This is a genomic window from Streptomyces lacaronensis, from assembly GCF_047337785.1.
GTDB lineage: Bacteria > Actinomycetota > Actinomycetes > Streptomycetales > Streptomycetaceae > Streptomyces > Streptomyces lycopersici.
In genome coordinates this window covers 5,479,361-5,505,714 of the sequence record NZ_JBLHDK010000003.1, presented here as the reverse complement: position 1 = coordinate 5,505,714, position 26,354 = coordinate 5,479,361, and the positions used below count along the sequence as shown (strand labels likewise).

Sequence of the window (26,354 nt, the reverse complement as noted above, 5' to 3'; positions counted from 1 at the left end):
CGAACCGTCCGACCCCCATATGCGTATGGATGTGTATGGGTCCGGTTTGGTGTTTCATAGTGTTTCGGTGGTCATTGCGTTAGGGAAACGCCCGGTTACATTCCGAACCCGGAAGCTAAGCCTTTCAGCGCCGATGGTACTGCAGGGGGGACCCTGTGGGAGAGTAGGACGCCGCCGAACAATTTTTAGCCTCGGTCCCGAGCACTATGTGCTTGGGACCGAGGCATTTTTGCGTTCAGCTCCTATTTCCGTCCCAGCTGTGCACGAAAGAGACGCACCAGTGGGCACGATCGGACGATGCCGTGGCGACCTTTGCGCGGGTGATTGCCGTGCGCTCTCCTGGCCTGGTGTCTTCGGACCTGTGCGCCATACGGTCGTCCACGCGGTGGCCGCGAGATGGCCCGTGCCCTGCCGGATCTGGTCGCCATGGCGTACTACCGGCAGGGGCCCGACTGGTCGCGGTTGTTGCTCGGCACGCTGGCCGGGTCCGCGCTCTTCGTCTGGCCCCCGTTGGTGATGGGCTGTGGATCTGTGCGCGCCGTGACGTCCTCAAGGGCCGGCGGGAGCGGGCCGAGCACCTGGAGGGTGCGGGCCGCCCGCGTCGAGGATGCGCGCGCTCAGGAGCGGGCGGCCGTGGAAGGGGAGCCCGTGTGATCCGCCGCCTCGACGGGCTGGCCGCTCTCCAGGGCATCGGCCGTCTGCGGGATCCGCCCCAGGTCTTCGTGTTGACCACCTTCCATCTCGACGACTACGTGCATCTGGCGCTGCGCTCGGGAGCCGCTGGATTCCTGCTCTAGGACACCCCGCCGCGGGAGCTCGCCGACGCCGTGCGCTCGGTGGCGACCGGAGGACCGGCCGGCCGTCAGTGTGACTCGTGGCCCACCAGGGAGCCGTGCGGCCAGCGGGCTCGGGCCTGTTCCTGGGAGCGCATCAGGGCCAGTGTGGGAAGGCCCTGGTCCGCGCCCTGGGCGAGGAGGTCGGGGAGTGCCGGGAGCGGGGCCACGGCTGCGACGTCGTCCAGGACGAGGGTCAGTGGTGGGTCGAGCCGACCGGAGGATGACCGTTCGGCCATGCGCCGGCCGTGCTCGACCACGTGTGAGGCGAGTGCGGTCAACAGCGGCATCGCACCCGGCTGGGTTCGCGGGTCCTCGATGGATTCGCCCATCAGATAGAGCGTTCCCCCTTCGGCGACGAATGACTCCAGTGCGAGTGTGTCGGCGCGTCCCGGATTGCAGGCGTCCCGGATGTGGATCGAGGAGAGCGCGCCGAGGGCACGGGCGGTCAGTTCCTGGGCCATGTCGCGGCGTTCGCCGTGGGCGGTGAGCGTGGCCTCCAGCTCGCCGGCCGCTCCGCCCGCCGCCTTGGGATGCGTACGGAGGATCTTCACGGGCTCGTGGGCCGAGCTGCCCTGCGCCCAGCGGTGCACATGGCGGAACGGCCGGCCGTCCACCGCGGCGGCGTGCAGCCAGCAGCGGAGCATCGTCTCCGCGGCCTCCGCCAGGGGCCGGTCCATGGCGTGCATGGGCCGTACGGGGGCGAGGAGGGCGGTGGCGCGGGCGGCCGCGATATCGCGGGAGCCGCAGTCCGCCGCCGGGTTCCAGCGCAGCCGGGCGGGGGTGTCGAGCAGATGGGACGGGTCGAAGACCTGGGTGGGGCCGAGCTTGGCGCGGGCGTCCTTGGTCGTGGCCCAGAGCTTGGGATCACTGGTGACGACGAGGACGGGGCCGGCGGCCTCCAGGACGGTGTGGGCCGCGGACTCCCCGCGCTGGGCGCCGAAGAGGACGCGGGACCGGGCCAGCTCCCCGTCGGGGAGAGCGGCCGACGTCAGCGGGCCGCCGCGGGGGGTGGGGAGCGGCTGTGGTGCGGATGTCGGGTCGAGCGGGGCGTACAGGTCGTCCTGGGCCGGGGGAGTGGTGGCGCTCCCGGCGGGGGTGACCTGTGTGTCGGCTCTCTGCTCGGCGATGTACGGGTGCGGTTCGGGGCCCGTTCCGGCGGACGCTTCGGCGGCGACGGCCTCGGTCGGGTGGCGGTGACCGGTGACGGGTGCGATGACACCGTCGCCGGGGACCGCCTCGGCCGGTGCGGGTGCGGGAAGCCCGCCGGGGTGGTTCGGAGCGGCGGTGCCGGACGGGCCCTCAGAAGGTCTGGCGGGGGCGGCTCCTGGGGCCGCTGAGGTGCTTCCAGGGCCGGGTACGGGTGGAGGCGGCGCCTCCACGCCAGGGGTCGTCTCCACGCCCGCCCCGTTGACGGGCGTGGGCTCGGTGCCGCCCTTGGCGGTCCTTGAGTCCGTAAGGCCGAGCCGCTTCGCCTCCGCCGCCTCCGCGCGGGCGGTCGCGCGGGCGGCGCGGCGCTGGGCGCGGACCGTCCGGTAGCGGGCCAGTGTGCCCATCACGAAGATCGTCAGGACGATCAGCACCATCAGCTCACTGATGAAGATGCCCCAGAACAGCCCGTACCCCGACAGTTGGTCCTTCGGGGTGTCGGGCCAGGCCGCCGCCAGGTCCTGGGGCTCCTGCAGCAGATGGCGCAGCGCGACCGGTGCGCGCATGAAGGTCAGGTTGTCCGGCCAGGCGCCGCGGGCGAAGAGCCCGGCCAGCCCGGTCGCCGACCACATCAGGCCGAGCGTGCCCAGCAGGAGGGCGATGGCGCCGACCAGCAGGCCGTCCGGAATGCCGCGTTCCGCGGGCTCGCCGTGATTCTGTCCCGCTGCCATCTCACGCCACCGTGGATCCGTACGACGGCCCGCCGTAGGGGTCCGCCTCCGTCGCCTCGACCGCCGCGGCGGCGCGCTCCTCGGCTTCCGCCTCGACCGCCATCTGTACGGCCAGCGCGTCCTCCGTCATGGCCCGGTCGGTGTAGACGAGGGGCCGCTCGGCCTCGGTGATCAGGTGTTTGACGACCTGTACGTTGCCGTTGACGTCCCATACCGCGATACCGGGCGACAGCGTGGGGATGATCTCGACGGCCCAGCGGGGCAGGCCCAGGACGCGGCCGGTGGCCCGTGCCTCGTCCGCCTTCTGGGCGTAGATCGTCCGGGTGGAGGCCATCTTGAGGATGGCTGCGGCTTCCCGCGCCGCCGCGCCGTCCACCACGTCGGAGAGGTGGTGGACGACGGCGACGAACGACAGGCCGAGCCGTCGGCCGAACTTCAGCAGTCGTTGGAAGAGCTGGGCGACGAAGGGCGAGTTGATGATGTGCCACGCCTCCTCGACCAGGAAGATGCGCTTCTTACGGTCGGGACGGATCCAGGTGTGCTCCAGCCAGACGCCGACGATGGCCATCAGGATCGGCATCGCGATCGAGTTGCGATCGATATGGGACAGGTCGAAGACGATCAGGGGTGAGTCCAGATCGATTCCGGCCGTGGTGGGGCCGTCGAACATACCGCGCAGATCACCGTCGACCAGCCGGTCCAGCACCAGGGCGACATCGAGGCCCCAGGCCCGTACGTCGTCTATATCGACGTTCATCGCCGCCGCCGACTCCTCCTCGGGGTGGCGCAGCTGCTCCACGATGTCGGTCAGCACCGGCTGGCGGTCGACGACGGTCTCGTTGACGTAGGCGTGCGCGACCTTCAGGGCGAACCCGGAGCGCTCGTCGAGCCCGTGCCCCATCGCGACCTCGATGATCGTGCGGAGCAGGGCGAGCTGCCCGGTCGTGGTGATCGCCGGGTCCAGGGGGTTCAGCCGGATACCGCCGTCCAGGGCCGCCATGGGGTCGAGCCGGATGGGCGTTATCCCCAGCTCCTGGGCGATGAGGTTCCATTCGCCGACGCCGTCCTCGCCCTGGGCGTCCAGCACCACCACCTGGCGGTCGCGGAACCGCAGCTGGCGCAGGACATAGGTCTTCTCCAGGGCCGACTTGCCGTTACCGGACTCGCCGAGCACCAGCCAGTGGGGAGCCGGCAGCTGCTGGCCGTAGAGCTGGAAGGGGTCGTAGATATAGCCCTTGCCCGAGTAGACCTCGCGGCCGATGACCACGCCGGAGTCGCCGAGGCCGGGGGCCGCGGTGGGGAGATAGACCGCCTGGGCCTGGCCGGTGGAGGTGCGCACGGGCAGCCGAGTCGTCTCCACCTTTCCGAAGAGAAAGCTGGTGAACGCATCGGTGATGGCGCTCATCGGATCGGCCACGGCGGAGCCCCTATCGTCCCTGTCGTCCCAGTCGTGTCTATCAGCTCTATGGGCTGTATCGGCTCTGTCTGCTCTGTCTGCTCTATCGGCGGATGCCGGTTGCGAACGGCAGCGTGTTCACAAAGGCCCGGTGGTGCTCGCGGTCGCACCACTCCAGCTTGAGGTAGCTCTTCCCCGCCGAGGCGCGGATGGTCCGCTTGTCGCGCGCGAGGGCTTCCGGCGACCGGGAGGACACGGTGATGTAGCCGACGAGGTTGACGCCCGCGGCACCGCTGGCGAGGTCCTCGCCGCGCTGGTCGAGCCGGCCGTGGGCGGCGATGTCGCGCGGGTCCACGGTGCGGTTCATCTTCGCGGCGCGGCTGGCCTCGGCCTCGTCGTTGGTCTTCTCGGTGAGCATCCGCTCGATGGCGACCTCGGTGGGCTCGAGGTCCATACAGACGGCGACCGTACGGATGACATCGGGCGTGTGGACGAGCAGCGGGGCGAGGAAGTTGACCCCGACGGGCGTCATGGGCCACTCCTTCACCCAGGCCGTGGAGTGGCACCAGGGCTCACGGGTGCTCGACTCCCGGGTCTTGGCCTGGAGGTAGGTGGGCTCCATGGCATCCAGCTCGGCCGGCCAGGCGTTCCGCTTGGTCATCGCCTGGATGTGGTCGATGGGGTGGTCCGGGTCGTACATGGAGTGGATGAGCGAGGCCAGCCGCCCCTGCCCCAGGGGCTGGCGCACCCGAATGTCGGCCTCGGCGAGCCGGGCGCAGATGTCGGTCAGCTCACGGGCCATCACCACGGCGAGGCCCGCGTCCTTGTCGAGCCGCCGGCCGCCGCCGCTGTGGCGGGCGGCGCGCGCGATGGCCTGGGCCTCGGCGGCCAGGTCGCGGGTGTAGTGCATACAGGCCACGAGATAGGCGCGGTGCTGCTCGGAGGAGGTGGAGACCATGGACTGCAACTGGTCGTAGGAGTCCTTGAGCCAGTTGGGGGCATGGTCGTCGCCGCGCCGCTCGACGTCCTTGGCGTGCGCGTCGGGGTCGGCGGGGAGGGTACGGGCCAGCATCTGGAGGCGGGTCACGAAGCCGTCGCCGTTGGCCACATGCTTGAGCAGGGTGCCGAACCGGTCGACGAGGGCCTCCTGGTCCTCGCTGTCGCGCAGTCCGACGCCGGGGCCCTCGATCTCGATGGCGGCGGTGACGGTGCGGCGGTCGGCGTGCAGGAGCACGGCGATCTCGTCGGGGCCGAAGGGAGCGGCCAGCCAGTTGATCCGGCCGATGCCGGGGGGCGGGCCGACCTCGATCTCACGGCCGTCCAGGCGGGTGCCGGCTTCGGCGGCGCCGGAGCGGTAGGCGGTGGTGCCCTTACGGACGCTGCGCTTGTAGGAGCGGTTGATCTCGAACCAGCGGTAGAACGTCCGCCCGTTGTACGGGACGTACACGGCGGCGAGGGCGAGGGTGGGGAAGCCGACCAGGGCGGTGATGCGGAACATCAGCACCGGCACCAGCAGCCCGCACATCATCCCGATGAACGCCCCCGCGATGATCAGCCCGATCTCGCCGGTCTCGCGGTTCTTGCCGACGATCGCGTTCGGGCGGGGGCGCCCGATCAGATATGTGCGACGGGGCGCGATGGGGTGCGACTGGGCGTCGATCGTCACCGCCGGTCACCTCCCGAGTTGTTGCCGGAGCCGCGGTTCGTGGCGGAGCCGCCGCCGGAGCCTCCGGTGTGGCCGGTGCGACTGGTTGGCGCGGGGGAGGCTCCCCCGCCCCCTCCGCCGCTGGTGCGGGTGGAGTGGGCCGCCACACCGCCGGAGACGGGGTTGGCGGGCTTGGCCTGCCCCGGGGCGGCGCCGCCCCCGCCGGTCTCGCCTCCGCCGCGGGCGCTGTGGGTGTTGATGCCCTGCTTCACCAGGGCGGCGGGGGAAGTGATGACGGCGGCGGCCTGGCGGGACGCGGGGTCGGAGCTGGCGCTGCGGGCCTTGACGATCTCATCGCCGAAGCCGGGCACGAAGCGGTAGATCATCGCGCTGGCGAAGATGGCGAGGATGATGATGGATAGCCCGGAGACGACGGCCGAGAAGGCGTCGGGCTTGTCGCCGTTGGTGGAGAGCGCGCCGGCGAGGGCCAGGACGGTGATGATCACCGGCTTGACGAGGATCACGGCGATCATGATCCCCGCCCAGCGGCGCACATGCCCCCACATGTTCTTGTCGACGAGGCCCGCGTAGACGGCGGTGCCTAGCAGCGCGCCCACGTAGAGGAGGGCGGCGCGGATGACGAGCTCGAGGCAGAGGACGCCGGCGGCGAGGATCGTCACCAGCGAGACGACGATCAGCATGATCGGGCCGCCGCCGATGTCCTCGTCCCGCTTGAGCGCTTGGGAGAACGAGCCGAAGAAGGCGTCGTTGTCCGCACCGGTGCCGGAGGCGATGGCGTCGGTGACGGCGTCGGTCGCGGTGACGACCGTATAGAGGATGAGGGGGGTGAAGGCGGAGGCCAGGACCGTCAGCCAGAGAAAACCTATGGCCTCGGAGAGCGCCTCGCCGAGGGGGACGCCGCGGATGGCGCGCTTGGCGACGGCGAGGAGCCAGAGGATGAGGGTGAGGACGGTGGAGGCGGCGAAGACGACGGCGTACTGGCGGAGGAAGGCCTCGTTGGTGAAGTCGACGGTGGCCGTCTCCTTGACGAGCTTGGAGAGCTTGCCGACGAGCCAGGAGGCGGCGTCGGCGCAGCCGCGGGCGAGGGAGGCGGCGGGGTCGAGGGGGTTGGAGGGGTCGGGGGGGCCGCCACTCTTGTCGCCCTTTTCGCAGTACTTCTTGGCCGAGCCTGTGAGTAGATTGCAGTCGCTGTCGTCGGACGGGCTCGGCGACGGCGCGGCGGCGGCCCGCGTGGCGAGGAGCACAGCAGAGGCCTGGACCGCCGCCACCACCCCAGCGACCGTGACGATGCGCTTGCGCGGCTTACCGGGCATACGTGAACCCTCCGTACTGCTGCACAGCCTTGGCGATCTCATCAGCCGTCGATGCGGTGTTGTCGCTGTTGACCGGGGCAGGGCCGTCCTTCTGGGAGTAGCTCTCGACCTTCCAGTCCTTGTTCACCCATCGCAGCTTGACGGTCATGGTGAACCAGTCGTTGGCTACCGGGTTCTTCGATCCCTCTCCTGCCGTGCCGAACACGCCGGTGCACCAGACCTCGACGGTGGCGGCGGTATCCGTGGAAGTGGTCGTCTTCGTGCCGATGGGGGCGGCGCGCGAGACATAGGTCATGCCGTCTCCCGCGTTGCCGTTCGCGTCCAGGCCGAGCTTCTCCAGGAAGCTCTTGGAGTAGGCCTGGTCCAGCTTCTTCTGCAGCCCGTTCACTCTGTCGCTCGTGAAGATCTGGGAAACGAGCTGGTGACGGCGGTCCGACTTGGTCATGTCGGCAGATGCGAGCGCCACCGCGTAGTTCGCCGCCGCGCTCTGGGCGCCTTGCTCCGATTTGGCGAAGCCCGAGGCGATGTCGGTCGTGGCGTTCTTGCCGTCGACCGGGCGCTCGCCTGTGGGGGCGGTGGGCTGGGCTTTGGTGCCGCCCCCGCTGGTGTCGCCGCCGCTGGAGTCGCTGTCCTTGCCGTCGCCGCGGTTGACGAAGGCGATGGCCGCGAGGAGGAGGACGATGACGCCGACCACGGTGATCAGGTTGCGGCTGGGCTTGGCGCGGCCGGGGGCTCGACGGGGTGGGCCGTAGGGGTCGCCGTCGCCCTCGGGCAGGCGGGTGCGCGTCAGGTGACCCTCGGGGGCCGCGCCGCGTCCGCGGCGCGCCTCATGGCCCTCGTAGTCACCGCCGTATCCGTCGTCGCCGCCGAGACTCATCCTGCGTACGCCCCTTCACCCGTGCCGAGCCTGCCAAGCCTGCCGATCCCGTCGATCCCGCCGATTCTGCCGACCGCGTCATCCATGGTCCCTCTTCCGTCACCCGCATACGACGGTAACGGCGAGGACTGACGCTCGGGCGCGCTGGTGTGAGTGGACATCAAGCTGACACGACCTCAGCGTGGTGAGCGGGAGCGGGCATCAGGGAGCAGCCTCGGGTACGGGGTGCGGGGCCGGTAGGGGGAATCGGGAGCGGAGGCTTGCGGCCAGGGGTGTGCGCCCCGCGTGGAGGGGCGGCTCGGGGGCGGGCGGGGGACGCGGCTAGATGGCCATGCCGTACACGATCGTGAAGAGCGTGCCCAGCGATCCGATGATGAACACACCGGTCAGGCCCGCGACGATCAGCCCCTTGCCCTGCTCCGCGCTGAAGGTGTCCCGCAGGGCCGTCGCGCCGATCCGCTGCTTGGCCGCGCCCCAGATGGCGATGCCGAAGCACAGCAGCAGTGCGACCGCCATCACGACCTCGATCATGACGCGGGCCTCGCTGCCCAGGCTGCCGAACGGACCCCAGTCTGGGGCGATTCCGCCGATGATGGTGTTGATGTCGCCCTTTTCGGCCGCTAGGAACATGATGAACTCACCGCCCCTTGTGGGTTGTTGTGTCTCTTCGCCGGCATGGCGTGCGTCAGCCTCTATCTTCGCTGATGAATCCGCTTCCGCATGTCGACTTGGCGGCATTTCTTGGCGGATCTCGTGCGTGTTGTGGGACACGCCCGTCCGGCGGCCGTGGGAGGCATGTCAACGGAGTGTCGTATGGTCACTCTGTGTATCACGCGGGTGAGCGTCGGGCAACGATCCGTGAGGGGCTGACGGGTGGGCCCTCGGCTGAGGTCGTCGGCGCGCCTGCGCCCAGCGCTCCCGCCCGCTCACTTCTCCGCGGGCTCGTCCGTCTCCGCCAGGTCCGCGGAGTCGTCCTCAGTGAGGTCCGCGAAGTCGTCGAACTCGCCCGCCTTGACGCCCTTGATGAACGCGTCCCACTTGGCCCGGGTCGTGACGACGACGGTCTCCGGGTCGTTGCTCTCGCGCATCAGGATCTGGTCGTCGGGGCCCACGGCCACCTCGAGGTAGGCGGCGCCCTCCGGGAGGTCGGCGGGTGCGGCCCGCTGCCAGTCGAGCTCTTGCCAGTCGAGCCGTGTCATCTGCGGTCCCCAGGGTCGTGGTGCTCGGACGGCTGGACTCTACGCGTTCCCCGGCCCCGCGAGAGGCGGCCGAGACGGGGCGGTGAGGCGTGCGGGGCGGGTCGGCGGCGCATAAGGGGGCGCGCGCCGGCGGCGATCGTATGGTTTCGGCTGGGGAGCGGCTGATTTTCGCCGTGCGAGCGGAAACGCGTTCGCATGGCGGGTGAATGGGGGAGGATGGCCGGGTGCGTAAGGTCTGGCTGGGTGTCAGTGTCGGTCTCGGAGTCTCCTTTTCCTTCGTCGCGCTGCTCGTCGTCGGTACCTACATGGTCGCGGCGGACCTCGTCGGCGGTGCCGGTGGTAAGGCCGTCGGGCTGGCCAAAGGTGCCGTTCCCGCCACGTACGAACCGCTCATCCAGCGGTATGGGAACTCCTGCCCGGCCATCAACCCCGCGCTCCTCGCCGCGCAGCTCTACCAGGAGAGCGGCTGGAACGCGAAGGCGCAGAGCCCGGCCAACGCCAAGGGGATAGCGCAGTTCATCCCCGCCACCTGGGCCTCGCACGGGGTCGACGGCAACAAGGACGGCGTCAAGGACATCTGGGACCCGCAGGACGCGATCCCGTCGGCGGCCGCCTATGACTGCTCGCTCGCCAAGTACGTCAAGGATGTGCCGGGCAATCAGACGCACAACATGCTGGCCTCGTACAACGCGGGCGCCTATGCCGTGATCAAGTACGGCGGGGTGCCGCCTTACCGCGAGACCAAGAACTACGTGAAGACCATCACCACCCTCGCCAAGAGCTTCGAGGCGCCGATTCAGAAGGTCCAGCCCTCCCAGCAGTCGGCCGGGGCGATCTACTTCGCGCAGAAGCAGCTCGGCAAGCCCTATCTCTGGGGCGGGAACGGCACGCCGGAGGAGGGCGGGCGGTTCGACTGCTCGGGGCTGACGAAGGCGGCGTACAAGACGGTCGGCATCGATCTGCCGCGCGTCGCCAACGACCAGTGGAACGCCGGACCGCACCCCAAGCGGAGCGAACTGCTCCCCGGGGATCTGGTCTTCTTCGCCTATGACCTCGACGATCCGAGATCGATCCACCATGTGGGGATCTATGTGGGCGGCGGCTACATGATCAACGCGCCCTACACCGGTGCGGTGATCCGTTTTGACAAGATCGACTCGCCGGACTACATCGGTGCTACACGGGTGACTCAGGATGGCGCGAAAGCGCTGCCGCGGGCGAACCCCGCGTAAGGATTCCCTCTGAGCTGCGACGATCGGTCACCCTTCGATAACGTCCCGGTGATCGTTGGGTGGAGTACGGAACCCCTGGCGAGAAGAGGGCGTTCCCTGGAGGTGGATCGAGGCGTGGATCAGCGTGGATCGACGGCGGACTCTCCGGCGCCGGTCGCGCTGCCACGGCTCGCAAGGCATTACGGGGGGTCGGCAGCTGCACGTAGTGACAGGCAAGAGATAAGGGGCCACGGCATATGGCTGGACTCGCACTGGACGGGTCGAACCCCGATGTCAGCCTTCTCTACGACATCAACGGGCTTGCGAAGGACGCCCCGCACTGGTTCGACCGCGTCATGGAGTTCGTCGGCGAGTACGGGATCATCATCGGGCTCGCCCTGGTGACCCTGGCCGCCTGGTGGAGCGCCCGGAAGCGGCCGCAGGAGGCGCCGTCCGCCGTGGCCGGGCTGGTGTGGGCCCCGCTGGCCGCCGGGCTGGCGCTGGTCGCCAACATCCCCATCCGCGGCTTCGTCGAGCGGCCCAGACCCTTCAAGGACCATCAAGGGCTCGACGTCCTGGTGGCGGGCAAGACCGACTTCTCGTTCGTCAGCGACCACGCGACGCTGACCATGGCGGTCGCCGTCGGGGTCTTCATGGCCCACCGCGCCTATGGGGCCGCCGCCATAGGGCTCGCGCTGCTGGAAGGGTTCTGCCGCGTCTATATGGGTGTCCACTACCCGACCGATGTGATCGGCGGGTTCGCCCTGGGGACGGCGGTCACGCTGCTGCTTGCGCCGCTCGCGATGATGCTGCTGACCCCGCTGACCACGGCCGTCGCGGGCTCGCGCGTCGGCCGCTTGATACGGGCCGAGCCCGCCCCCGCCGACCAGGACGCGGACGAGGCGCGCGCGGAGCTCGCCGAGTCCCGCCCGGTGGGCGGCGACCACGGGAACAAGGATCTGGCGGCCTAGCGGCACCCTTACGGACGCCACGAACGGATACGCGGAAGGCCCGGCGGCCCCCGGGCCTTCCGCCATCTCCGCGGGCCTCCCGCCTTCTCCGCGGATCAACCGCCGTTCCGCGGATCAGCCCTGCCGAACCGCCGGGCCCCGCGCGTCCCCGGCGGAAGACCTCACAGCGCCTGCGGGAAGTCGAAGAGCCGGTCCGGGTCGTAACGCTTCTTCACCCGCGTCAGCTTGTCGGCGGCCGAGCCGTAGTACGCCGAGCGCCAGTCCTTCAGCGACGCGTCCGTGTAGTTCTGGTACGCCGCCCCGGAGGCGTACCGCCGCATCGCCCCATGGGCGCCGTCCAGCCAGGCGTTGCCCGCGGTGCCCGAGCCGCCCGCCGCCCAGGACGCGGTGTACTGCGCGAGGAACCGCGAGCGCCGGTGGACGAAGGACGTTGCCGTGGACGAGACCCGGTTGACCGCCCCGCCGAGCGCGGTGAGCGCGATGCTGACCGCGCCCCCGCCGCCGGGGCGCCGCCCGTAGCGCTCCAGCTGGTCCAGCATCGCCCGGACGCCCGCCTGGCTCAGCGAGCGGTCGAAGAAGTCCGAGCGCGCCGCGTAGGTCTCGCGGTTCAGCACCCCGGAGGTGCTGCGGCCGGGCTTGTCGCCGGGCAGATGGCAGTTGGCCGTGGAGGTGTCGCCGCAGCCCGCGTACATCCGCATGGCGTCGACGTAGCCGCGGCGGCGCAGGCTGACCTGCGCGGCGGGGCCGGGGCCGCCGGGTCCGTCGGCGAGCTTGTCCACCGCGTTCTGCAGCGCGCCGTAGGTGCCGAGCGAGAAGCAGCTGATGGAGACGGTGGGGGTGCGCCCGGGGGCGGCCGACAGATGCAGCGCCGACCAGATCTCGTCCGGCTGGTCCGGGCCCCACTTCTGCCAGGCGCTCAGCACCTTCGCGGCCTTGGACCATGGCCATGACATATAACAGGTCACGCCGTCGGCCGCGTCATGCGTACGGAAGCGCAGTTCGGTGACGACGCCGAAGTTGCCGTTGCCCGCGCCGCGCAGCGCCCAGAACAGCTCGGCCTCGCGGCTCTTGGAGACCTCCAGCGCCTTGCCGTCCGCGGTGACGATGGTGGCCCCCGTAAGGCTGTCGGCGGTCAGTCCGTACGCCCGGGAGACCACGCCGTGGCCGCCGCCGAGGGTCAGTCCGGATATGCCGACGCTGGGGCAGGAGCCGCCGGGGACGGTGACCCCGCGGGCGCCCAGCTTGGTGTAGACGTCGATGAGCTTGGCCCCGGCGCCGATCCGTGCCTCGCCGGAGGACGTACGGATCGAGGAGAGCGCGGAGACGTCGATGACGAGACGGCCGTCGCCGCTCGACCAGCCGGCGTAGGAGTGGCCGCCGTTGCGGATCGCGACGGGGGCGCCATGGCGCCGGGCGAAGTCCAGACAGGCGGAGATGTCCGAGGTGTTCCCTATATAGGCGACGGCGGCGGGGCGCAGATGGTCGAAGCGGGTGTTGTAGAGCCGGCTGGCGGAGGTGTAGTCGGAGTCTCCGGGGCGCACCAGGCCGCCCTGGAGGTCCTTGCCGAGCGCGCTCCAGTCCGCGGACTTGGGCTTGCCGTCGACGGCGCGGCGACTGCCGCTCGCCGAGGCCGAGCGGGCGTCCGACGCAGCGGAGGAGCCGACCGGGTTCGTGTCACCGCCGGCCTTCCCCGCGTCATCGTCGCACGCGGTGACCCCTGTGGCGGTGGCCGCCAGCCCCGTGCCCGCTGCCAGCAGTGTCCGCCGGTTCATGGCGGTGTCCCCTCCCTGTCGACGCTGCTCTCAACCGTCGACCGGGCCACCGCGAAGCGGGCCCGGTCTTCTGGTCAGAGGGGTCGACCGGGGGGTGTGGTTCCGCTCGTGGCCGAAGAGTTGTCGGGGGACGGACAACTCGCGCCAATTGGACGAGCCTGATCCGGACTAATCGGATGAGTCCGTTGAATCGCTTGTATCGGACGGGGTGTGACGGGCCGTCGCATGATCCGCCGCGTCATCGCGGGCGAGTGCTCTGGCGCGACGGGCCGGGCCGTACCAGCCGCAGGTGCAGCGGGCGATGGAGAACGAGCCCCGCTCCACGGTGGTGGTGCGGTTCTGGCCGGGGCCTATGTCGCCTGAGTCGAGCACATGACCACGCTACCTGGCCGTGACGAGCCACCGGTGTGAATCGTTAAACGAACAAGTACCAAGCGGGACGAGCGTGGCCAGGGGGTCGGCGGTCGATGGTGTTCCAGCAGCGCGGGCTCGGCGTACGGAGACGGGTGAGAGTGGTCGCCGGAGCGGTGTCGGGTGGCCTGCTGGCCGTGTCGCTCGCGACCGTGAGCGGCTGCTCCACCGAGACGGCGGCCGATGAACGACCGGGCGGCACCCCACGCGAGAGCGCGGTCACGGTCCTGCACCGGGCCGCGGAGGTGCTGGTCAAGTCGGGCAGCTCACGGGTCCGTACGACCATGGAGACGGCGACGGGCGGCACCCGCGTGGCCATCCGGGGCGCCGGCGCGTACGACTTCGAGAAGCGGCTGGGACGGCTGCGGCTGCTGCTGCCGAGGGATGCGATGGGGGCCGCCGAGCATGCGCCGATCACCGAACTCCTCACCTCCGGGGCGCTTTTCATGCGCAATCGCGGTGCGGGCATTCCCCGCGACAAATGGGTGCGGGTGGATACGACGGACATTCCCGACGGGAATCTGGTCACGGGCGGGGCCACGGATCCACTGACCGCCGCCGAGTTGCTGCGCGGGGTGCGGGAGGCCAGCCTGGTCGGCGAGGAAGGGCTCGGCGGAGACTTGGTGCGCCACTACCGCGGCACCACCGACATCGGCCGGGCGGCGCGGGCCGCGTCGGAGGGCGCACGGGGGGCGCTGGTGGCCGCGGCCAGGGGGTTCGACGAGAGCACGGTGCGCTTCGACGCGTATCTCGACGGGCTCGGTCGGCTGCGCGAGGTGCGTCACCGGTTCACGGTGACCAGCCGGGCCGACGGACAGAAGGCGGGGGAGAGCCCGGGCGCCGCCGGGGGGCGGCGCGGGGAACTGGGGGTCGCCTCCACCACGGAGTTGTACGACTTCGGGACCCCCGCCGAGGTTCGGCTCCCCAAGCCCACGGATATCTACACAGGAAAGGTCGGATCGCCTCAGAAGTAGTCGGAGGGGCCTGCTTTGCCCTTCGAAATGGCCCATCCGTGCCATGCGCGGAGTGTGTACCGATCCCTACGCTGGGAAGCCGCTGCTCGAAAGTGCTCGCAGGTGCTCGCTGGAGGAGGTGAAACACGTGGTTGCGCGTCGCGGCTCGTCGGGCCCGGACCCCGTGGCCCTCGTCGAAATCGATCTCTATGGTGACTTGATGATCGCTGCGTCGAGCGCGGACGAGGACAGGCTCAGTACGGACCGTATCGACGAGGTGCTCCGGGTGCGGGCCGACCGATCGGATTCGGCCGAGGGGGCCACGGGCGCCAAGGGAAACGGGAAGGCCGCCGAGGACAGGAAGCGCCCCGAGAAGGTCAAGCGCGCGGAGAGGGCGAAGCGCGCCGAGGAGGCGAGGGCCGCTCCGGAGTCCGGTGCCGGGAGCCCGGACGCCCCGTAGCGGACGCCCTCAGACAACGTCCATGCCGCCGTCTCGCCGGCGGGCGCCCGGTGGCCCCGTCCGGCGAGAGGCGAGCGTACGCTCATACCCACGTCCGCGAACGGGCCCGCACCGGCGCTGACCCGGAGACCGCCCTCATCTGTGCCCATCCGGGAACGGCCCATAACGCCCCGAACCGGCCGTCGGCCCGCACGCGCGCTCAGGTCCGCAGCAGCCGGGCGATGGCCGCCGTGGCCTCGGCCACCTTGGCGTCGACCTCTCCCGTGCCCTCCGCCTCGCCCTGGGCGGCGCTCTCCACGGCCGCGCTGGCGACGCAGTGGCGCAGATGCTCCTCGAGCAGCTGGAGGGCGAAGGACTGGAGCGCCTTGGTGCCGGCCGAGACCTGGGTGAGTATGTCGATGCAGTAGACATCTTCCTCGACCATCCGCTGCAATCCCCTGATCTGGCCCTCGATCCGGCGCAGCCGCTTCAGGTGCTGATCCTTTTGTTTGGCGTATCCATGCCCACTGTGGGGTACGGAGTCCTGGGCGGAGGTGTGCCCGGACGCCTGGCCCCGCTCGTCGCCGTCGGTGGGCGCGGTGGTGTCGGCCGCCGAGGTCGTCATGGCTTCCTCCCGTTGATTGCGCTATGTCCACATATACCCCCAGTGGGTATATGGTATCGCCTTTTCCGGTCGAACCGGGCCCCCGTGCTGAGCACTCTGCCCAATGGGCGACACTGGGATCGCCGGTTACCGTGGCCGGAAGATGCGCCTAGCATCGTCGAGTCCCCATCCGCTGCATTCCGAGGATCCCCAGTGCGCTTTCGTCTGACCCCCAGGGAGACGAGCTTTTACGACATGTTCGCCGCGTCCGCGGACAACATCGTGACCGGCTCCAAGCTCCTGATGGAACTGCTCGGGGCGGACTCCTCCGCTCGTGCCGAGATCGCGGAGCGGATGAGGGCCGCGGAGCACGCGGGGGACGATGCCACGCACGCGATCTTCCACCAGCTGAACTCCTCCTTCATCACGCCGTTCGACCGCGAGGACATCTACTCCCTGGCCTCGTCCCTCGACGACATCATGGACTTCATGGAGGAGGCCGTCGACCTGGTCGTCCTCTACCAGGTCGAAGAGCTGCCCAAGGGCGTCGAGCAGCAGATCGAGGTGCTGGCGCGGGCGGCCGAGCTGACCGCCGAGGCGATGCCGAATCTGCGCACCATGACCAACCTCACGGAGTACTGGATCGAGGTCAACCGGCTGGAGAACCAGGCGGACCAGATCCACCGCAAGCTCCTGGCCCACCTCTTCAACGGTAAGTACGACGCCATCGAGGTGCTCAAGCTCAAGCAGATCGTCGATGTGCTGGAGGAGGCGGCGGACGCCTTCGAGCATGTGGCCAACACGGTCGAGACCATCGCCGTCAAGGAGTCCTGAGCCCGGGCATGGACACCTTCGCGCTTGTCGTGACCATCGCGGTCGCGCTGTTCTTCACCTATACCAACGGCTTCCACGACTCGGCCAACGCCATCGCGACCTCGGTCTCCACCCGGGCGCTGACCCCACGGGCGGCGCTCGCCATGGCCGCCGTGATGAACCTCGCGGGTGCCTTCCTCGGCAGCGGTGTCGCCAAGACCGTCAGCGAGGGCCTGATCGCCACCCCCACCGGCGGCCAAGGCATGATGATCTTGTTCGCCGGACTGGTCGGCGCGATCACCTGGAACATGGTGACCTGGTACTACGGTCTGCCGTCCTCCTCCTCGCACGCGCTGTTCGGCGGGCTGGTCGGCGCGGCGCTCGCGGGGGCGAGCACGGTCCACTGGGACGGGGTGCTGGAGAAGATCGTCATCCCGATGGTCCTCTCGCCCATCGTCGGCCTGGTGCTCGGCTACTTCGTGATGGTGGTCATCCTCTGGATCTTCCGTAACGCGAACCCGCACAAGGCCAAGCGCGGCTTTCGGATAGCGCAGACCGTCTCGGCGGCGGGCATGGCGCTCGGCCACGGCCTCCAGGACGCCCAGAAGACGATGGGTGTCGTGGTGATGGCCCTGGTCATCGGGGGTGTCGAGGACGAAGGTGACGCGATTCCGGTGTGGGTGAAGATCTCCTGCGCCGCGATGCTGTCCCTCGGCACCTACGCGGGCGGCTGGCGCATCATGCGCACGCTGGGACGGCGGATCATCGAACTGGACCCGCCGCAGGGGTTCGCGGCGGAGACCACGGCGGCAGGCGTCATGTACACGGCGTCGTTCATGTTCCAGGCGCCCATCTCGACCACCCATGTCATCACCTCGGCGATCATGGGCGTGGGGGCGACCAAGCGGGTGAGCGCGGTCCGCTGGGGGGTCGCGAAGAACATCGTCCTCGGCTGGTTCATCACCATGCCCGCGGCGGCCGGAGTCGCCGCACTCAGCTACTGGATCGTCAACCTGGCCTTCGGCTGACCGCCCCGCGCCGACACCGCACATGGAGTGGGCCCGCCCCCGGGAGCCAGGGGCGGGCCCTTCGTCTTGCGGTGGCACCGCCATGCAGCACCGCAGGACGTTCTGTCCTCGCCGGTCGTGCGAGGGGCCTGGGTCAGCCGAAGCGGCCGGAGATGTAGTCCTCGGTCGCCTGCACCGACGGGTTGGAGAAGATCCGCTCGGTCTCGTCGATCTCGATGAGCTTGCCCGGCTGGCCGACACCGGCCAGGTTGAAGAAGGCCGTACGGTCCGAGACGCGCGCCGCCTGCTGCATGTTGTGCGTCACGATGACGATCGTGAAGCGCTCCTTGAGCTCACCGATCAGGTCCTCGATGGCGAGCGTGGAGATCGGGTCGAGCGCCGAGCAGGGCTCGTCCATCAGCAGCACATCGGGCTCGACCGCGATGGCGCGGGCGATGCACAGCCGCTGCTGCTGACCGCCGGAGAGCCCGGCGCCCGGCTTGTTGAGCCGGTCCTTGACCTCGTTCCACAGGTTGGCGCCCTTGAGGGACTTCTCGACGACGTCTCCGAGCTCGCTCTTCTTGTACGAGCCGTTGAGCTTCAGCCCGGCGGCCACGTTCTCGAAGATGGACATCGTCGGGAACGGGTTGGGGCGCTGGAAGACCATGCCGACCGTGCGCCGCACGGAGACCGGGTCCACCCCCGAGCCGTAGAGGTTCTCGTCGTCGAGCATCACCTTGCCCTCGACCCGGCCGCCGGGGGTGACCTCGTGCATCCGGTTGAGGGTGCGCAGGAAGGTGGACTTGCCGCAGCCCGACGGGCCGATGAAGGCGGTCACCGAGCGGGGCTCGACGGTCATCGAGATGTCCTCGATGGCTTTGTGGCTGCCGTAGTAGGCGGTGAGCCCGCTGACGTCGATGCGCTTGGCCATGTGAATCACTTCTCTTCTTCTCGGCCTCAGCGGCCGGACTTCGGGGCCTTCCAGCGGGCGATGCCGCGGGCCACCAGGTTCAGGATCATGACGAAGGCAATGAGCACGAGCGCCGCTGCCCAGGCCCGGTTGAAGGAGGCCTCGTTGCCGAGCTGCCACTGCTCGTAGATGTAGTAGGGCAGCGACGACTGGGCGCCTTCGAACGGGTTGTTGTTGATCCCCGTGGCACCGAAGACCAGCAGCACGATGGGCGCGGACTCACCGGCGATACGAGCGACCGCGAGCATCACACCCGTGGTGATCCCGCCGATCGCGGTGGGCAGCACCACCTTGAGGATGGTGCGCCACTTGGGCACGCCGAGCGCGAGGGACGCCTCACGCAGCTCGTCCGGAACCAGCTTGAGCATTTCCTCGGTCGAGCGGACGACGATCGGCATCATCAGGATGGCCAGCGCCATGGCACCGGCGAAGCCCGAGTAGCTGAAGCCGAGAATGATGATCCAGAAGCTGAGGATGAACAGACCGGCGACGATCGAGGGGATGCCGGTCATCACGTCGACGAAGAAGGTGACGGCCTTGGCGAGCCGGCCGCGCCCGTACTCCACCAGGTAGATGGCGGTCAGCAGCCCGATCGGCACGGCGATGAGCGCGGCGAGGCCGACCTGCTCCAGGGTGCCGATGATCGCGTGGTACGCGCCACCGCCGGGCAGGATCGTCTGCACACCCTCCATGGAGTGGGCCAGGAAGTAGCCGTCGAGCACCGTCCGGCCCCGGTCGATGGTCTCCCAGATCAGGGAGAGCAGCGGGACGACGGCGAGCAGGAAGCAGACCCAGACCAGGCTGGTGGCCAGCCGGTTCTTGGCCTGCCGACTGCCCTCGACCACGGCGCCGGCGGCGTACGAGGCGATGATGAAGACCAGGGCGGCGAGCAGGCCCATCTGGAACGGATTGCCCATGCCGAGGGCGGTGCCGATGCCCGCTCCCAGGGCCAGCGAGACCACGACCAGGGCGTACGGGGCCCATCCGGGCAGCCGGGCCTGCTGGAGGCTCGAGCCGTGGTGCGCGTTCTTGTCAACGACAGTGCTCATGCGGCGGTCCCCGAGTACTCCTTGCGGCGGGCGATGATCATTCGCGCGGCGCCGTTGACCAGCAGAGTGATGACGAACAGCACCAGACCGGAGGCGATCAGCGCGTCACGGCCGTCGTTACCGGCTTCCTTGAAGCGGCTGGCGATGTTCTGGGCGAAGGTGCCTCCGCCCCCGTCCAGCAGGCTGGTCTCGATCAGGAAGTTGGGGGACAGCACGGTGGCGACCGCCATGGTCTCGCCGAGCGCGCGGCCCAGACCCAGCATGGAGGCGCTGATGATGCCGGAGCGGCCGAACGGGAGGACGGCCATCCGGATGACCTCCCAGCGGGTGGCGCCGAGCGCCAGCGCCGCCTCCTCGTGCATCTTCGGGACCTGCCGGAACACCTCGCGGCTCACGCTGGTGACGATCGGCAGGATCATGATCGCCAGCAGGATGCCGACGGTGAACAGGGAGCGTGCGGGGCCGCCCTGGTAGCTGAGGATCCCGGTCCAGCCCAGGTAGTCGTCGAACCAGGTGTACAGGCCGGTCAGATGCGGCACGAGGAAGAGCGCGCCCCACAGGCCGTAGACGATGCTGGGGACCGCGGCGAGCAGGTCGATCACATAGGCGACCGGGGTGGCCAGCGGGCGCGGCGCGTAGTGCGAGATGAACAGCGCGATGCCCACCGCGATCGGGACCGCGATGACCATGGCGATGATCGAGCTGACCACCGTGCCGTAGGCGAGGACGGCGATGCCGAACCGCATCGGCGAGGAGCCGGTGTTCCACTCGAAGTAGGTGAGGAAGTTGGCCTCGTCCTTGGAGATCGCGATGGCGGCGCGGTAGGTGAGGAAGGCCGCGATGGCCGCCATGATCACCAGCAGAGCGATACCGGAACCCCGGGAGAGGCCGAGGAAGATCTTGTCACCGGCGCGGCCGGTGGAGCGGTTCCGGACCTTTGATGGTGACTCTGCGGCTGATGACGTGGGTTCTATATCCGTTTTCATGGGTTCTCCGGTCTGCGGAGCCTGCCGCGGAGGAGGCTCCTGGTGCGGCGGTGCACCGGACGATGCGGCTGACTCCGTCGTGGCGATCACCACGACGGAGTCAGCCGCACTCGGGTCAGGAGAGGCTCTTGACGCTCTCGCGGACCTTGTTGGCGATCTCGGTCGGCAGCGGGGCGTAGCCCAGCTCCTTCAGCGAGGTCTGGCCGTCCTCACTGGCGACGTAGGTCAGGAAGGACTTGGTCGCGGCGAGGGTGCTCGCCTTGTTGCCCTTGTCACAGGCGATCTCGTAGGTGACCAGGGTGATCGGGTAGGCGCCGTCAGCCTTGGTGTCGTAGGCCAGGTCCAGGGCCAGGTCGCTGCCGGTGCCCTTGACCTTGGCCTCGGAGATGGCCTTGGAGGCGTTCTCGACGGTGGCCTGGACCGGGGCGGAGGCGCCGGTGTTCAGGTCGACGGTCTTGATGCTGTTCGCGGTCGCGTAGGAGAGCTCGAAGTAAGAGATCGAGCCCGAGACCTGCTTGACCTGCGAGGAGACACCGGAGGAGCCGTCGGCCGACTGGCCGCCCTCGCCCTCCCACGCCTTGCCCGGCTCATGCGGCCACGCCTTGGGCGCGGCGGCCTTGAGGTACTTGGTGAAGTTGTCCGTGGTGCCGGACTCGTCGGAGCGGTGGAACGCCTGGATCTTGAGGCTCGGAAGCTTCGCGTCCTTGTTCAGCGCCTTGATCGCGGGGTCGTCCCACTTCTTGATCTCGGAGTTGAAGATCTTGCCGAGGACCTCGGCGTTCAGCGTCAGCTTGTCCACGCCGGGCACGTTGAAGCCGACGGCGATCGGGCCGCCGACCATCGGCAGGTCAATGGCCTTGCCGCCCTTGCAGATCCTCTCCGAGGACTTGACCTCTTCGGGCTTCAGCGCCGAGTCGGAACCCGCGAAGGCGGTCTTGCCCTGGAGGAACTCCTGGATGCCCGCGCCCGAGCCGGTGGCCTTGTAGTTGAGCTTGGTGTCCTTGCAGGCCTCGCCATAGGTCTTGATCCACAGGTCCATGGCGTTCTTCTGCGCGGAGGAGCCGGAGGCCAGCAGCTGCCCCTTGCCGTCGCACTTGATGTTGGTGGCGGCCTTGGAGCCGCCACCGCCGCCACCACCGCTGTTGTCGTCGGAGCCGCACGCCGTGAGGACAAGGGCGCCGGAGACAGCGAGGGCACCGGCGGCGATGGCGCGAAGCCGGTTCTTGCGCTGAAGCTTCACTTTCGGGAGTTCCTTCCAGAAGCCGCCGGTTGGGGGACGGCGCGCGAGATGGGTGGAGCGCACTTGGTTGCGGCGTGCGCCGGAGCCGTTCTCGGCTCACGCTCAGTAGGGCCGAAATTAGGCAGATCAGGTGAAGCGGCCTGAGGGGGTGAGTTAACGGACGGTGAACCTCGGCCGTCAGTGTGGTGGCCATGTCACGGCCAGGTCACGGCTGGATCGCAGCGTGGACGACCTCCCCGCGGAGGTCGCCCGAGGCCCGTCGGACACCTGTGCGGCACCCGTCCGGTGAACCGGATCGGGGTGGCTGCTGGCGTAACCGCCGCGTGTCTCTGTCGGATTGCGGTACGGCATGTCACTATCCGTCCCTACGTGCCGGTACGTCAGGTCTGGCGCGCGAGAGCGACAGGAGCGCGCACGGCCGGAACCGAACGAGAGGAGACCGGGAGTGAGGCGGGACGGGAGAGGGAGGGGTGTGAGCGTCGCCGCGGCCACCGCACTCGTCTGCGCGCTGGGGCTGTCGGCCGTGCCGGAGACGGCGTACGCCGCGCCCGGCGAGCCGGGGCCGACGCCGGGCGGCGGGGCCGGTGGCGGGACCGGTGGTGGCGGAAGCGGGGACCGGAGCCTGGAGGCGGTCCGTCAGGAGGTCGAGGGGCTCTACCGCAAGGCGGAGTCCGCCACCGACGCGTACAACCTGGCACGGGAGAAACAGGCCCGGCAGGAGAAATCCATCCTGAGGATCGCCCGAGCCGTGGTGAAGGCCCAGAAGGAGATGGCCGGACTGCGCAAGCGGGCCGGGGCGATGGCCCGGGCCCAGTACCGGGGCGGCGGGATGCCCGCGGAGGCGCGGCTGTTCCTCAACGGCGACCCGGGTGACTTCCTCGACGGCGTCACGCTCGCGCGCAAGGGTGAGAAGGCGACCCACGGTCTGATCGGCCGTCTGGCGCGTACCCAGGTGGCGCTGGACCGCTACGCCGAGTCGGCCTCGCAGGAGTGGGAACGGCTGGACCGGAGCCGGGCGAAGAAGGCGGCCGCGAAGAAGGAGATCCTGCGCAAGCTGGCCCGGGCACAGCGGTTGGAGTCCCGGCTGGCGAAGGACGAGCGGGAGCGGCTGCGCCGGCTGGAGGAGGACAAGGCCCGTGGCGCACAGGCGAAGTGGCTGGACACCGGGATACTGCGGGAGCTCGGCGGCGGCGCCACCGCGAGGGGCGGCCGCGCGGTCGACTTCGCGAAGGACCAGCTCGGCAAGGACTATGTGTGGGGCGCGGTGGGCCCGAACACCTATGACTGTTCGGGGCTGACCCAGCGGGCGTGGGCGGCGGCCGGCCGGGCGATCCCGCGGACCTCGCAGGAGCAGTGGCGGCTGCTGCCGAAGGTGGGCGTGAAGGACATGCGCCCGGGCGACCTGATCATCTACTTCCGGGACGCGAGCCATGTGGGGATGTACGTGGGCAGCGGCGCGATGATCCACGCCCCCCGCCCGGGCCGCCAGGTGACGGTCGCGGGCGCGGGCTCGATGCCGATCCTGGGCGTGGTGCGGCCGGACGCGAAGTAGGCACCGGCCACCAAGGGCTCAGGCCGGCGGAAGTTCGTTCAGGGCCGTCTCGAAGGCGTCGTACGCACGCTGGTCGAAGAGGACGAAACGGGCCTCGGTGGCCGAAGTGTCCGTATCGCGCACGGTGGTGAGCGCGATCCGGGCGGCGTCGTCGAGGGGCCAGCGGTAGACGCCGGTGGAGACGGCCGGGAAGGCGACCGTACGGGCGCCCAGTTCATCGGCGACCCGCAGTGACTCGCGGTAGCAGGAGGCGAGGGTGGCCGAGCGGTCCTCGGTCGCGGAGAAGACCGGCCCGACCGTATGGATCACCCAGCGGGCGGGCAGCCGGCCGGCCGTGGTGGCGACCGCCTCACCGGCCGGAAGGCCCTTGCCGTAGCGAGACGCGCGCAGATCGCGGCATTCATCCAGAATGTCGGATCCGCCCCGCCGATGGATGGCTCCGTCGACGCCACCCCCTCCCAACAGGGAGGAGTTGGCCGCGTTCACGACCGCGTCGACGCTCTGCTCGGTGATATCGCCCAGCACTAGCGTGATGTTCGTCATCTCGGGATTGTCTCCCGGGCCGCCAAGTGCCGCATGACGTGGGGCATATGACAAAAGTCCGTGCCTGGAGGTCATTCCGTGAAACGGCCGCCTAGCGCTAAGGTCGCCTGGCAGTATCCGGTACCCGCGCTCCGGCGTCGCTGAAACCGACCAGTCGGTGTGCGTACCGGGATCCCATGTGCGCTCCACCGTCGGCGGGGCGCGCCCTCGGGGGGAGGGAAGGAATCGAGCGATGTCCGTACCCGTGCCGAGGCAACGGGAGGCACCGGCCCAGTCGGCCGGTCACGCCACCCTGCCCGACAACGGGCTCACCCTGCTGGTGATCGAGGACGATCCGTCCGGTGCCTTCAACGTTCCCGAGATGCTGGACACCGAGGGTAACCGGGTCCGCATCCGTACGGCCCGCAACCTCACCGAGGCCACCCGGCTGCTCACCGACGGGGTGCAGTGCATCCTCCTGGCCCTGCCGGGCCCGTGCCACGACGGCGTGGACTCGCTGGCCACGCTGCGCGAGGTGCTGAGGCTCGCGCCCTCGCACGCCGTCCTCGTGCTCACCGCCGAGGACGACGCCGAGCGCGCCGCCGAGGCGGTGCGGGTGGGTGCCCAGGACTTCCTCTTCCGCGGCGAGCTGGACGGCCGGATCCTCAGCCGCGCCATCCGCTACGCCGTCGAGCGCAAACGCTCCGACCTCGCCCAGCGCCAGCTCACCGAGTCGCGGCTGCGCGCCCAGGAGAACGCCCGGCTGGAGCGCGGACTGCTGCCCACCCCGCTGCTGGACGGCTCGGGGCTGCGCTTCGCCGCCCGCTACCGGCCCGGCCGCAGCCGGGCCCTGCTCGGCGGCGACTTCTACGACACCGTCCGCACCCCGGACGGTACGGTCCACGCGATGATCGGCGACGTCTGCGGGCACGGCCCGGACGAGGCCGCCCTCGGCGTCGAGCTGCGGATCGCCTGGCGCGCCCTGACCTTCGCCGGGCTCTGCGGCGATCAGCTGCTCGGCACCCTTCAGCAGGTGCTGGAGAACGAACGCCCCGACGATGAGATCTTCGCCACACTGTGCACGGTCGACATCACCCCGGACGGCCACCGGGCCGGGGTCTGCCTGGCCGGGCACCCCTCACCGCTGGCCATCCGCCCGAGCATGGCGCCCCGGCTGCTGCCGACCGACGAGAACGGCCCGGCGCTGGGCCTGCTGCCGAACGCCCGCTGGCCGCGCCGCGAGGTCGAGCTCGGCGGGGCGTGGAGCCTGATGATGTACACCGACGGGCTGATCGAGGGCCGCGTCGGGCAGGGGGTGCAGCGGCTCGGCCAGGAGGGGATGGTCGAGATCGTGGCGCGCCAGGTCGCGGAGGGACGGCGCGGTGAGGAACTGCTGGACGCCACCGTCACCGAGGTACGGTCGCTGAACGGCGGGGAGCTGACCGACGATCTGGCGGTGCTGCTGCTGGACCGCGGCTGACCGGCCGCGGCCCGTTATGAGGTCGCTCGTGCCCGCTGTCGGCCGTTGCCGCTATCGGCCGTTGAAGGGTCCGTAAGGGCCGTCCGAGCTGGAGCCACGGCCGCGCGGCCAGCGACGGCCACCGCCGGAGACCTGCCGCAGCGCGGGGCGGACATCGACGATGTACACGATCGTCGCGATCAGCCCGATGATCGGCAGGAAGTCCAGGATTCCCATGAAGAAGTTCACCGCGGCCGCGAGCCCGAGGATGATCAACCAGAATGCCTTGGTCTGCTTGTCCGCCGCTCGATACGCGTCCTCCCGGCGGATCGCCGAGTCGACGAAGGCGAAGAGGCTGAAGAGGAGCAGGGCCCAGGAGACCCAGTACATCAGCTTGCCGAAGCCTTCAACCAGCACGCCGTCCACCGCCTAGAAGATATGTATGGGAAGCGTCTCTGCGGGCCACCGTACCCGCCCACCGGGCCGGGCACGCAGGGTATACCCGGCGTACCCGGCCCGGTCGTGGACGTGCGCGCCTCAGCCGGCCGACTTCGGCTCCGGCTTCTTGGCGGCGGTGGCGGGCTTGTTGCCGCGGGCCGGGGCCTTCTTGGCCTGGGAGGCCGACGAGGCCGCGGACGCCTGGGCGCCCGAGTGGCCGGAGCCGCTCGACGCGGCCGGGGTGGCCGGCTTGGCCGGGGACTTCGGCGCCTCCTTGGACGAGTCCATGGCGACCGACTGCGCCGGCGCCTTGGACCGGGCGGCGTGGCCGTCCCGCTCCCCCTTGGGCTCGATCGCGTCGGCGATGTCGACGACCTCGTCCGCCGCCTCACCGCGCCAGGTCCGCACGACGTCCTGGCCGTGCTCGGCCACCTCGTCGTACCGCTCCCGCGCCTTCACGGCCAGCTCGGCGGCCCGGCCCACACCCTGGAGGGCGAGCTCCTGCGCCGTGTCGCGCAGCCGCTTGATGTCGGTGTCGAGCGTGCCCAGCATCTCGGTGAGCTTGTTCTGGGCGCCCTTGGCCTGCTGGGAGACCCGCTCCTGCATGACCTTGGGGTCGGTGTTGCGCACCGCGTTCAGGCGCTCCGGGGCCTCCGCGACGATCTTCTCGACGAACGACGGCACCTCCTTGAGCTTCTGGGCGGCGATGTCGGCCGTGCCCGCCATGAAGTACAGCGGGGTCGGGTCGGTGAGGGTCTTGCGTACGTCGTCGGTGATGGCCATGGTGATGGTC

Annotated in this window: 26 protein-coding genes and 1 rRNA gene; 11 read left to right on the top strand and 16 right to left on the bottom strand. The window is 69.8% G+C overall.

Annotated features, from left to right (window positions below):
• Positions 1–63: 63 nt before the first annotated feature.
• The 3 genes from rrf (at position 64) to ACMTAK_RS23640 (ending at position 797) form a co-directional block, all read left to right on the top strand.
• Positions 64–180, top strand: a 5S ribosomal RNA gene (rrf, locus tag ACMTAK_RS23650).
• A 216-nt stretch (positions 181–396) separates the two neighbouring features.
• On the top strand, positions 397–654 hold the full coding sequence (locus ACMTAK_RS23645; protein ID WP_413808048.1) for a hypothetical protein: 258 nt from the start codon (positions 397–399) through the stop codon (positions 652–654).
• On the top strand, positions 651–797 hold the full coding sequence (locus tag ACMTAK_RS23640) for a response regulator (protein WP_413808047.1): 147 nt from the start codon (positions 651–653) through the stop codon (positions 795–797). The genes ACMTAK_RS23645 and ACMTAK_RS23640 overlap by 4 nt, the downstream gene beginning before the upstream one ends.
• 65 nt (positions 798–862) lie before the next feature.
• Here ACMTAK_RS23640 and ACMTAK_RS23635 read toward each other — a convergent pair whose 3' ends face one another.
• The 7 genes from ACMTAK_RS23635 to ACMTAK_RS23605 form a co-directional block, all read right to left on the bottom strand.
• Positions 863–2,713, bottom strand: a complete 1,851-nt coding sequence (locus ACMTAK_RS23635) for a type IV secretory system conjugative DNA transfer family protein (RefSeq protein ID WP_413808046.1) — start codon at positions 2,711–2,713, stop codon at positions 863–865.
• Between the two features lies 1 nt (position 2,714).
• Entirely contained in the window at positions 2,715–4,118 is a 1,404-nt protein-coding gene (locus ACMTAK_RS23630) for an ATP-binding protein (protein WP_413812971.1), read from the bottom strand.
• Between the two features lie 94 nt (positions 4,119–4,212).
• Entirely contained in the window at positions 4,213–5,769 is a 1,557-nt protein-coding gene (locus tag ACMTAK_RS23625; RefSeq protein ID WP_413812970.1) for an SCO6880 family protein, read from the bottom strand.
• Between the two features lie 2 nt (positions 5,770–5,771).
• Positions 5,772–7,088: a hypothetical protein gene (locus ACMTAK_RS23620; RefSeq protein WP_413808045.1), complete on the bottom strand. Its 1,317-nt coding sequence runs from the start codon at positions 7,086–7,088 to the stop codon at positions 5,772–5,774.
• Positions 7,078–7,965, bottom strand: coding sequence for a hypothetical protein (locus ACMTAK_RS23615; RefSeq protein ID WP_413808044.1), 888 nt, complete (start codon positions 7,963–7,965; stop codon positions 7,078–7,080). Before ACMTAK_RS23615 ends, ACMTAK_RS23620 begins: the two co-directional genes overlap by 11 nt.
• A 321-nt stretch (positions 7,966–8,286) precedes the next feature.
• Positions 8,287–8,595, bottom strand: coding sequence for a hypothetical protein (locus ACMTAK_RS23610; protein WP_009716148.1), 309 nt, complete (start codon positions 8,593–8,595; stop codon positions 8,287–8,289).
• A gap of 296 nt (positions 8,596–8,891) precedes the next feature.
• Complete coding sequence (locus ACMTAK_RS23605) at positions 8,892–9,164, bottom strand: DUF397 domain-containing protein (protein WP_413808043.1); 273 nt, start codon at positions 9,162–9,164, stop codon at positions 8,892–8,894.
• A gap of 224 nt (positions 9,165–9,388) precedes the next feature.
• On the opposite strand from ACMTAK_RS23605, the gene ACMTAK_RS23600 reads away from it, so the two are divergent.
• Both ACMTAK_RS23600 and ACMTAK_RS23595 read left to right on the top strand, forming a co-directional pair.
• A complete protein-coding gene (locus tag ACMTAK_RS23600; RefSeq protein ID WP_413808042.1) occupies positions 9,389–10,396 on the top strand; it encodes a C40 family peptidase in 1,008 nt (335 codons plus the stop codon).
• Between the two features lie 236 nt (positions 10,397–10,632).
• Entirely contained in the window at positions 10,633–11,346 is a 714-nt protein-coding gene (locus tag ACMTAK_RS23595; RefSeq protein WP_413808041.1) for a phosphatase PAP2 family protein, read from the top strand.
• Between the two features lie 161 nt (positions 11,347–11,507).
• On the opposite strand, the gene ACMTAK_RS23590 is transcribed toward ACMTAK_RS23595, so the two are convergent.
• Positions 11,508–13,118 (bottom strand): FAD-binding oxidoreductase, encoded by a 1,611-nt coding sequence (locus ACMTAK_RS23590; protein WP_413808040.1) that lies wholly within the window; start codon positions 13,116–13,118, stop codon positions 11,508–11,510.
• 467 nt (positions 13,119–13,585) lie between these two features.
• Here ACMTAK_RS23590 and ACMTAK_RS23585 point away from each other — a divergent pair, with 467 nt between their 5' ends.
• Positions 13,586–14,503, top strand: a complete 918-nt coding sequence (locus tag ACMTAK_RS23585; protein ID WP_413808039.1) for a hypothetical protein — start codon at positions 13,586–13,588, stop codon at positions 14,501–14,503.
• A 199-nt stretch (positions 14,504–14,702) separates the two neighbouring features.
• The gene (locus ACMTAK_RS23580) at positions 14,703–14,942 is read left to right on the top strand and encodes a hypothetical protein (protein ID WP_413813280.1); all 240 of its coding nucleotides are present in this window, start codon (positions 14,703–14,705) and stop codon (positions 14,940–14,942) included.
• 199 nt (positions 14,943–15,141) lie between these two features.
• Here the strand turns inward: ACMTAK_RS23580 and ACMTAK_RS23575 are convergent, their stop codons facing one another.
• Positions 15,142–15,546, bottom strand: a complete 405-nt coding sequence (locus tag ACMTAK_RS23575; RefSeq protein ID WP_413808038.1) for a metal-sensitive transcriptional regulator — start codon at positions 15,544–15,546, stop codon at positions 15,142–15,144.
• A gap of 192 nt (positions 15,547–15,738) precedes the next feature.
• Between ACMTAK_RS23575 and ACMTAK_RS23570 the strand changes: the two genes are divergently transcribed.
• Complete coding sequence (locus ACMTAK_RS23570; protein WP_030837909.1) at positions 15,739–16,359, top strand: DUF47 domain-containing protein; 621 nt, start codon at positions 15,739–15,741, stop codon at positions 16,357–16,359.
• A gap of 8 nt (positions 16,360–16,367) precedes the next feature.
• A complete protein-coding gene (locus tag ACMTAK_RS23565) occupies positions 16,368–17,366 on the top strand; it encodes an inorganic phosphate transporter (RefSeq protein WP_413808037.1) in 999 nt (332 codons plus the stop codon).
• A 133-nt stretch (positions 17,367–17,499) separates the two neighbouring features.
• Here the strand turns inward: ACMTAK_RS23565 and pstB are convergent, their stop codons facing one another.
• The 4 genes from pstB to pstS all read right to left on the bottom strand — a co-directional run bounded on the left by pstB (position 17,500) and on the right by pstS (position 21,590).
• A complete protein-coding gene (gene pstB, locus ACMTAK_RS23560) occupies positions 17,500–18,276 on the bottom strand; it encodes a phosphate ABC transporter ATP-binding protein PstB (RefSeq protein ID WP_413808036.1) in 777 nt (258 codons plus the stop codon).
• A 26-nt stretch (positions 18,277–18,302) separates the two neighbouring features.
• Positions 18,303–19,364: a phosphate ABC transporter permease PstA gene (gene pstA, locus ACMTAK_RS23555; protein WP_413808035.1), complete on the bottom strand. Its 1,062-nt coding sequence runs from the start codon at positions 19,362–19,364 to the stop codon at positions 18,303–18,305.
• Positions 19,361–20,350, bottom strand: a complete 990-nt coding sequence (gene pstC / locus ACMTAK_RS23550; RefSeq protein ID WP_413808034.1) for a phosphate ABC transporter permease subunit PstC — start codon at positions 20,348–20,350, stop codon at positions 19,361–19,363. The genes pstA and pstC overlap by 4 nt, the downstream gene beginning before the upstream one ends.
• 115 nt (positions 20,351–20,465) lie before the next feature.
• Positions 20,466–21,590, bottom strand: coding sequence for a phosphate ABC transporter substrate-binding protein PstS (pstS, locus tag ACMTAK_RS23545; RefSeq protein ID WP_413808033.1), 1,125 nt, complete (start codon positions 21,588–21,590; stop codon positions 20,466–20,468).
• 472 nt (positions 21,591–22,062) lie between these two features.
• Here pstS and ACMTAK_RS23540 point away from each other — a divergent pair, with 472 nt between their 5' ends.
• Positions 22,063–23,142 carry a C40 family peptidase gene (locus tag ACMTAK_RS23540; protein WP_413808032.1) on the top strand — a complete coding sequence of 360 codons (1,080 nt, stop codon included), beginning with the start codon at positions 22,063–22,065 and terminating at the stop codon, positions 23,140–23,142.
• Positions 23,143–23,160: 18 nt separating this feature from the next.
• On the opposite strand, the gene ACMTAK_RS23535 is transcribed toward ACMTAK_RS23540, so the two are convergent.
• Positions 23,161–23,685 carry an O-acetyl-ADP-ribose deacetylase gene (locus ACMTAK_RS23535; protein ID WP_413808031.1) on the bottom strand — a complete coding sequence of 175 codons (525 nt, stop codon included), beginning with the start codon at positions 23,683–23,685 and terminating at the stop codon, positions 23,161–23,163.
• Positions 23,686–23,917: 232 nt separating this feature from the next.
• Between ACMTAK_RS23535 and ACMTAK_RS23530 the strand changes: the two genes are divergently transcribed.
• A complete protein-coding gene (locus tag ACMTAK_RS23530) occupies positions 23,918–25,144 on the top strand; it encodes a PP2C family protein-serine/threonine phosphatase (RefSeq protein WP_413808030.1) in 1,227 nt (408 codons plus the stop codon).
• 51 nt (positions 25,145–25,195) lie between these two features.
• Here the strand turns inward: ACMTAK_RS23530 and ACMTAK_RS23525 are convergent, their stop codons facing one another.
• Both ACMTAK_RS23525 and ACMTAK_RS23520 read right to left on the bottom strand, forming a co-directional pair.
• Entirely contained in the window at positions 25,196–25,540 is a 345-nt protein-coding gene (locus ACMTAK_RS23525) for a DUF2516 family protein (RefSeq protein ID WP_037955086.1), read from the bottom strand.
• Positions 25,541–25,660: 120 nt separating this feature from the next.
• A complete protein-coding gene (locus tag ACMTAK_RS23520; protein WP_413808029.1) occupies positions 25,661–26,344 on the bottom strand; it encodes a hypothetical protein in 684 nt (227 codons plus the stop codon).
• Positions 26,345–26,354 lie beyond the last annotated feature (10 nt).

Bases quoted from the DNA above. Each gene is read 5' to 3' on its own strand.
- pstB (WP_413808036.1), bottom strand. From the start codon at position 18,276: ATGGCCAAGCGCATCGACGTCAGCGGGCTCACCGCCTACTACGGCAGC.
- ACMTAK_RS23520 (WP_413808029.1), bottom strand. From the start codon at position 26,344: ATGGCCATCACCGACGACGTACGCAAGACCCTCACCGACCCGACCCCG.
- pstC (WP_413808034.1), bottom strand. From the start codon at position 20,350: ATGAAAACGGATATAGAACCCACGTCATCAGCCGCAGAGTCACCATCA.
- ACMTAK_RS23630 (WP_413812971.1), bottom strand. From the start codon at position 4,118: ATGAGCGCCATCACCGATGCGTTCACCAGCTTTCTCTTCGGAAAGGTG.
- ACMTAK_RS23575 (WP_413808038.1), bottom strand. From the start codon at position 15,546: ATGACGACCTCGGCGGCCGACACCACCGCGCCCACCGACGGCGACGAG.
- ACMTAK_RS23535 (WP_413808031.1), bottom strand. From the start codon at position 23,685: ATGACGAACATCACGCTAGTGCTGGGCGATATCACCGAGCAGAGCGTC.
- ACMTAK_RS23530 (WP_413808030.1), top strand. From the start codon at position 23,918: ATGTCCGTACCCGTGCCGAGGCAACGGGAGGCACCGGCCCAGTCGGCC.
- ACMTAK_RS23635 (WP_413808046.1), bottom strand. From the start codon at position 2,713: ATGGCAGCGGGACAGAATCACGGCGAGCCCGCGGAACGCGGCATTCCG.
- ACMTAK_RS23595 (WP_413808041.1), top strand. From the start codon at position 10,633: ATGGCTGGACTCGCACTGGACGGGTCGAACCCCGATGTCAGCCTTCTC.
- ACMTAK_RS23615 (WP_413808044.1), bottom strand. From the start codon at position 7,965: ATGAGTCTCGGCGGCGACGACGGATACGGCGGTGACTACGAGGGCCAT.
- ACMTAK_RS23645 (WP_413808048.1), top strand. From the start codon at position 397: ATGGCCCGTGCCCTGCCGGATCTGGTCGCCATGGCGTACTACCGGCAG.
- ACMTAK_RS23585 (WP_413808039.1), top strand. From the start codon at position 13,586: ATGGTGTTCCAGCAGCGCGGGCTCGGCGTACGGAGACGGGTGAGAGTG.
- ACMTAK_RS23590 (WP_413808040.1), bottom strand. From the start codon at position 13,118: ATGAACCGGCGGACACTGCTGGCAGCGGGCACGGGGCTGGCGGCCACC.
- ACMTAK_RS23610 (WP_009716148.1), bottom strand. From the start codon at position 8,595: ATGTTCCTAGCGGCCGAAAAGGGCGACATCAACACCATCATCGGCGGA.
- ACMTAK_RS23605 (WP_413808043.1), bottom strand. From the start codon at position 9,164: ATGACACGGCTCGACTGGCAAGAGCTCGACTGGCAGCGGGCCGCACCC.
- ACMTAK_RS23565 (WP_413808037.1), top strand. From the start codon at position 16,368: ATGGACACCTTCGCGCTTGTCGTGACCATCGCGGTCGCGCTGTTCTTC.
- pstA (WP_413808035.1), bottom strand. From the start codon at position 19,364: ATGAGCACTGTCGTTGACAAGAACGCGCACCACGGCTCGAGCCTCCAG.
- ACMTAK_RS23620 (WP_413808045.1), bottom strand. From the start codon at position 7,088: ATGCCCGGTAAGCCGCGCAAGCGCATCGTCACGGTCGCTGGGGTGGTG.
- ACMTAK_RS23580 (WP_413813280.1), top strand. From the start codon at position 14,703: ATGATCGCTGCGTCGAGCGCGGACGAGGACAGGCTCAGTACGGACCGT.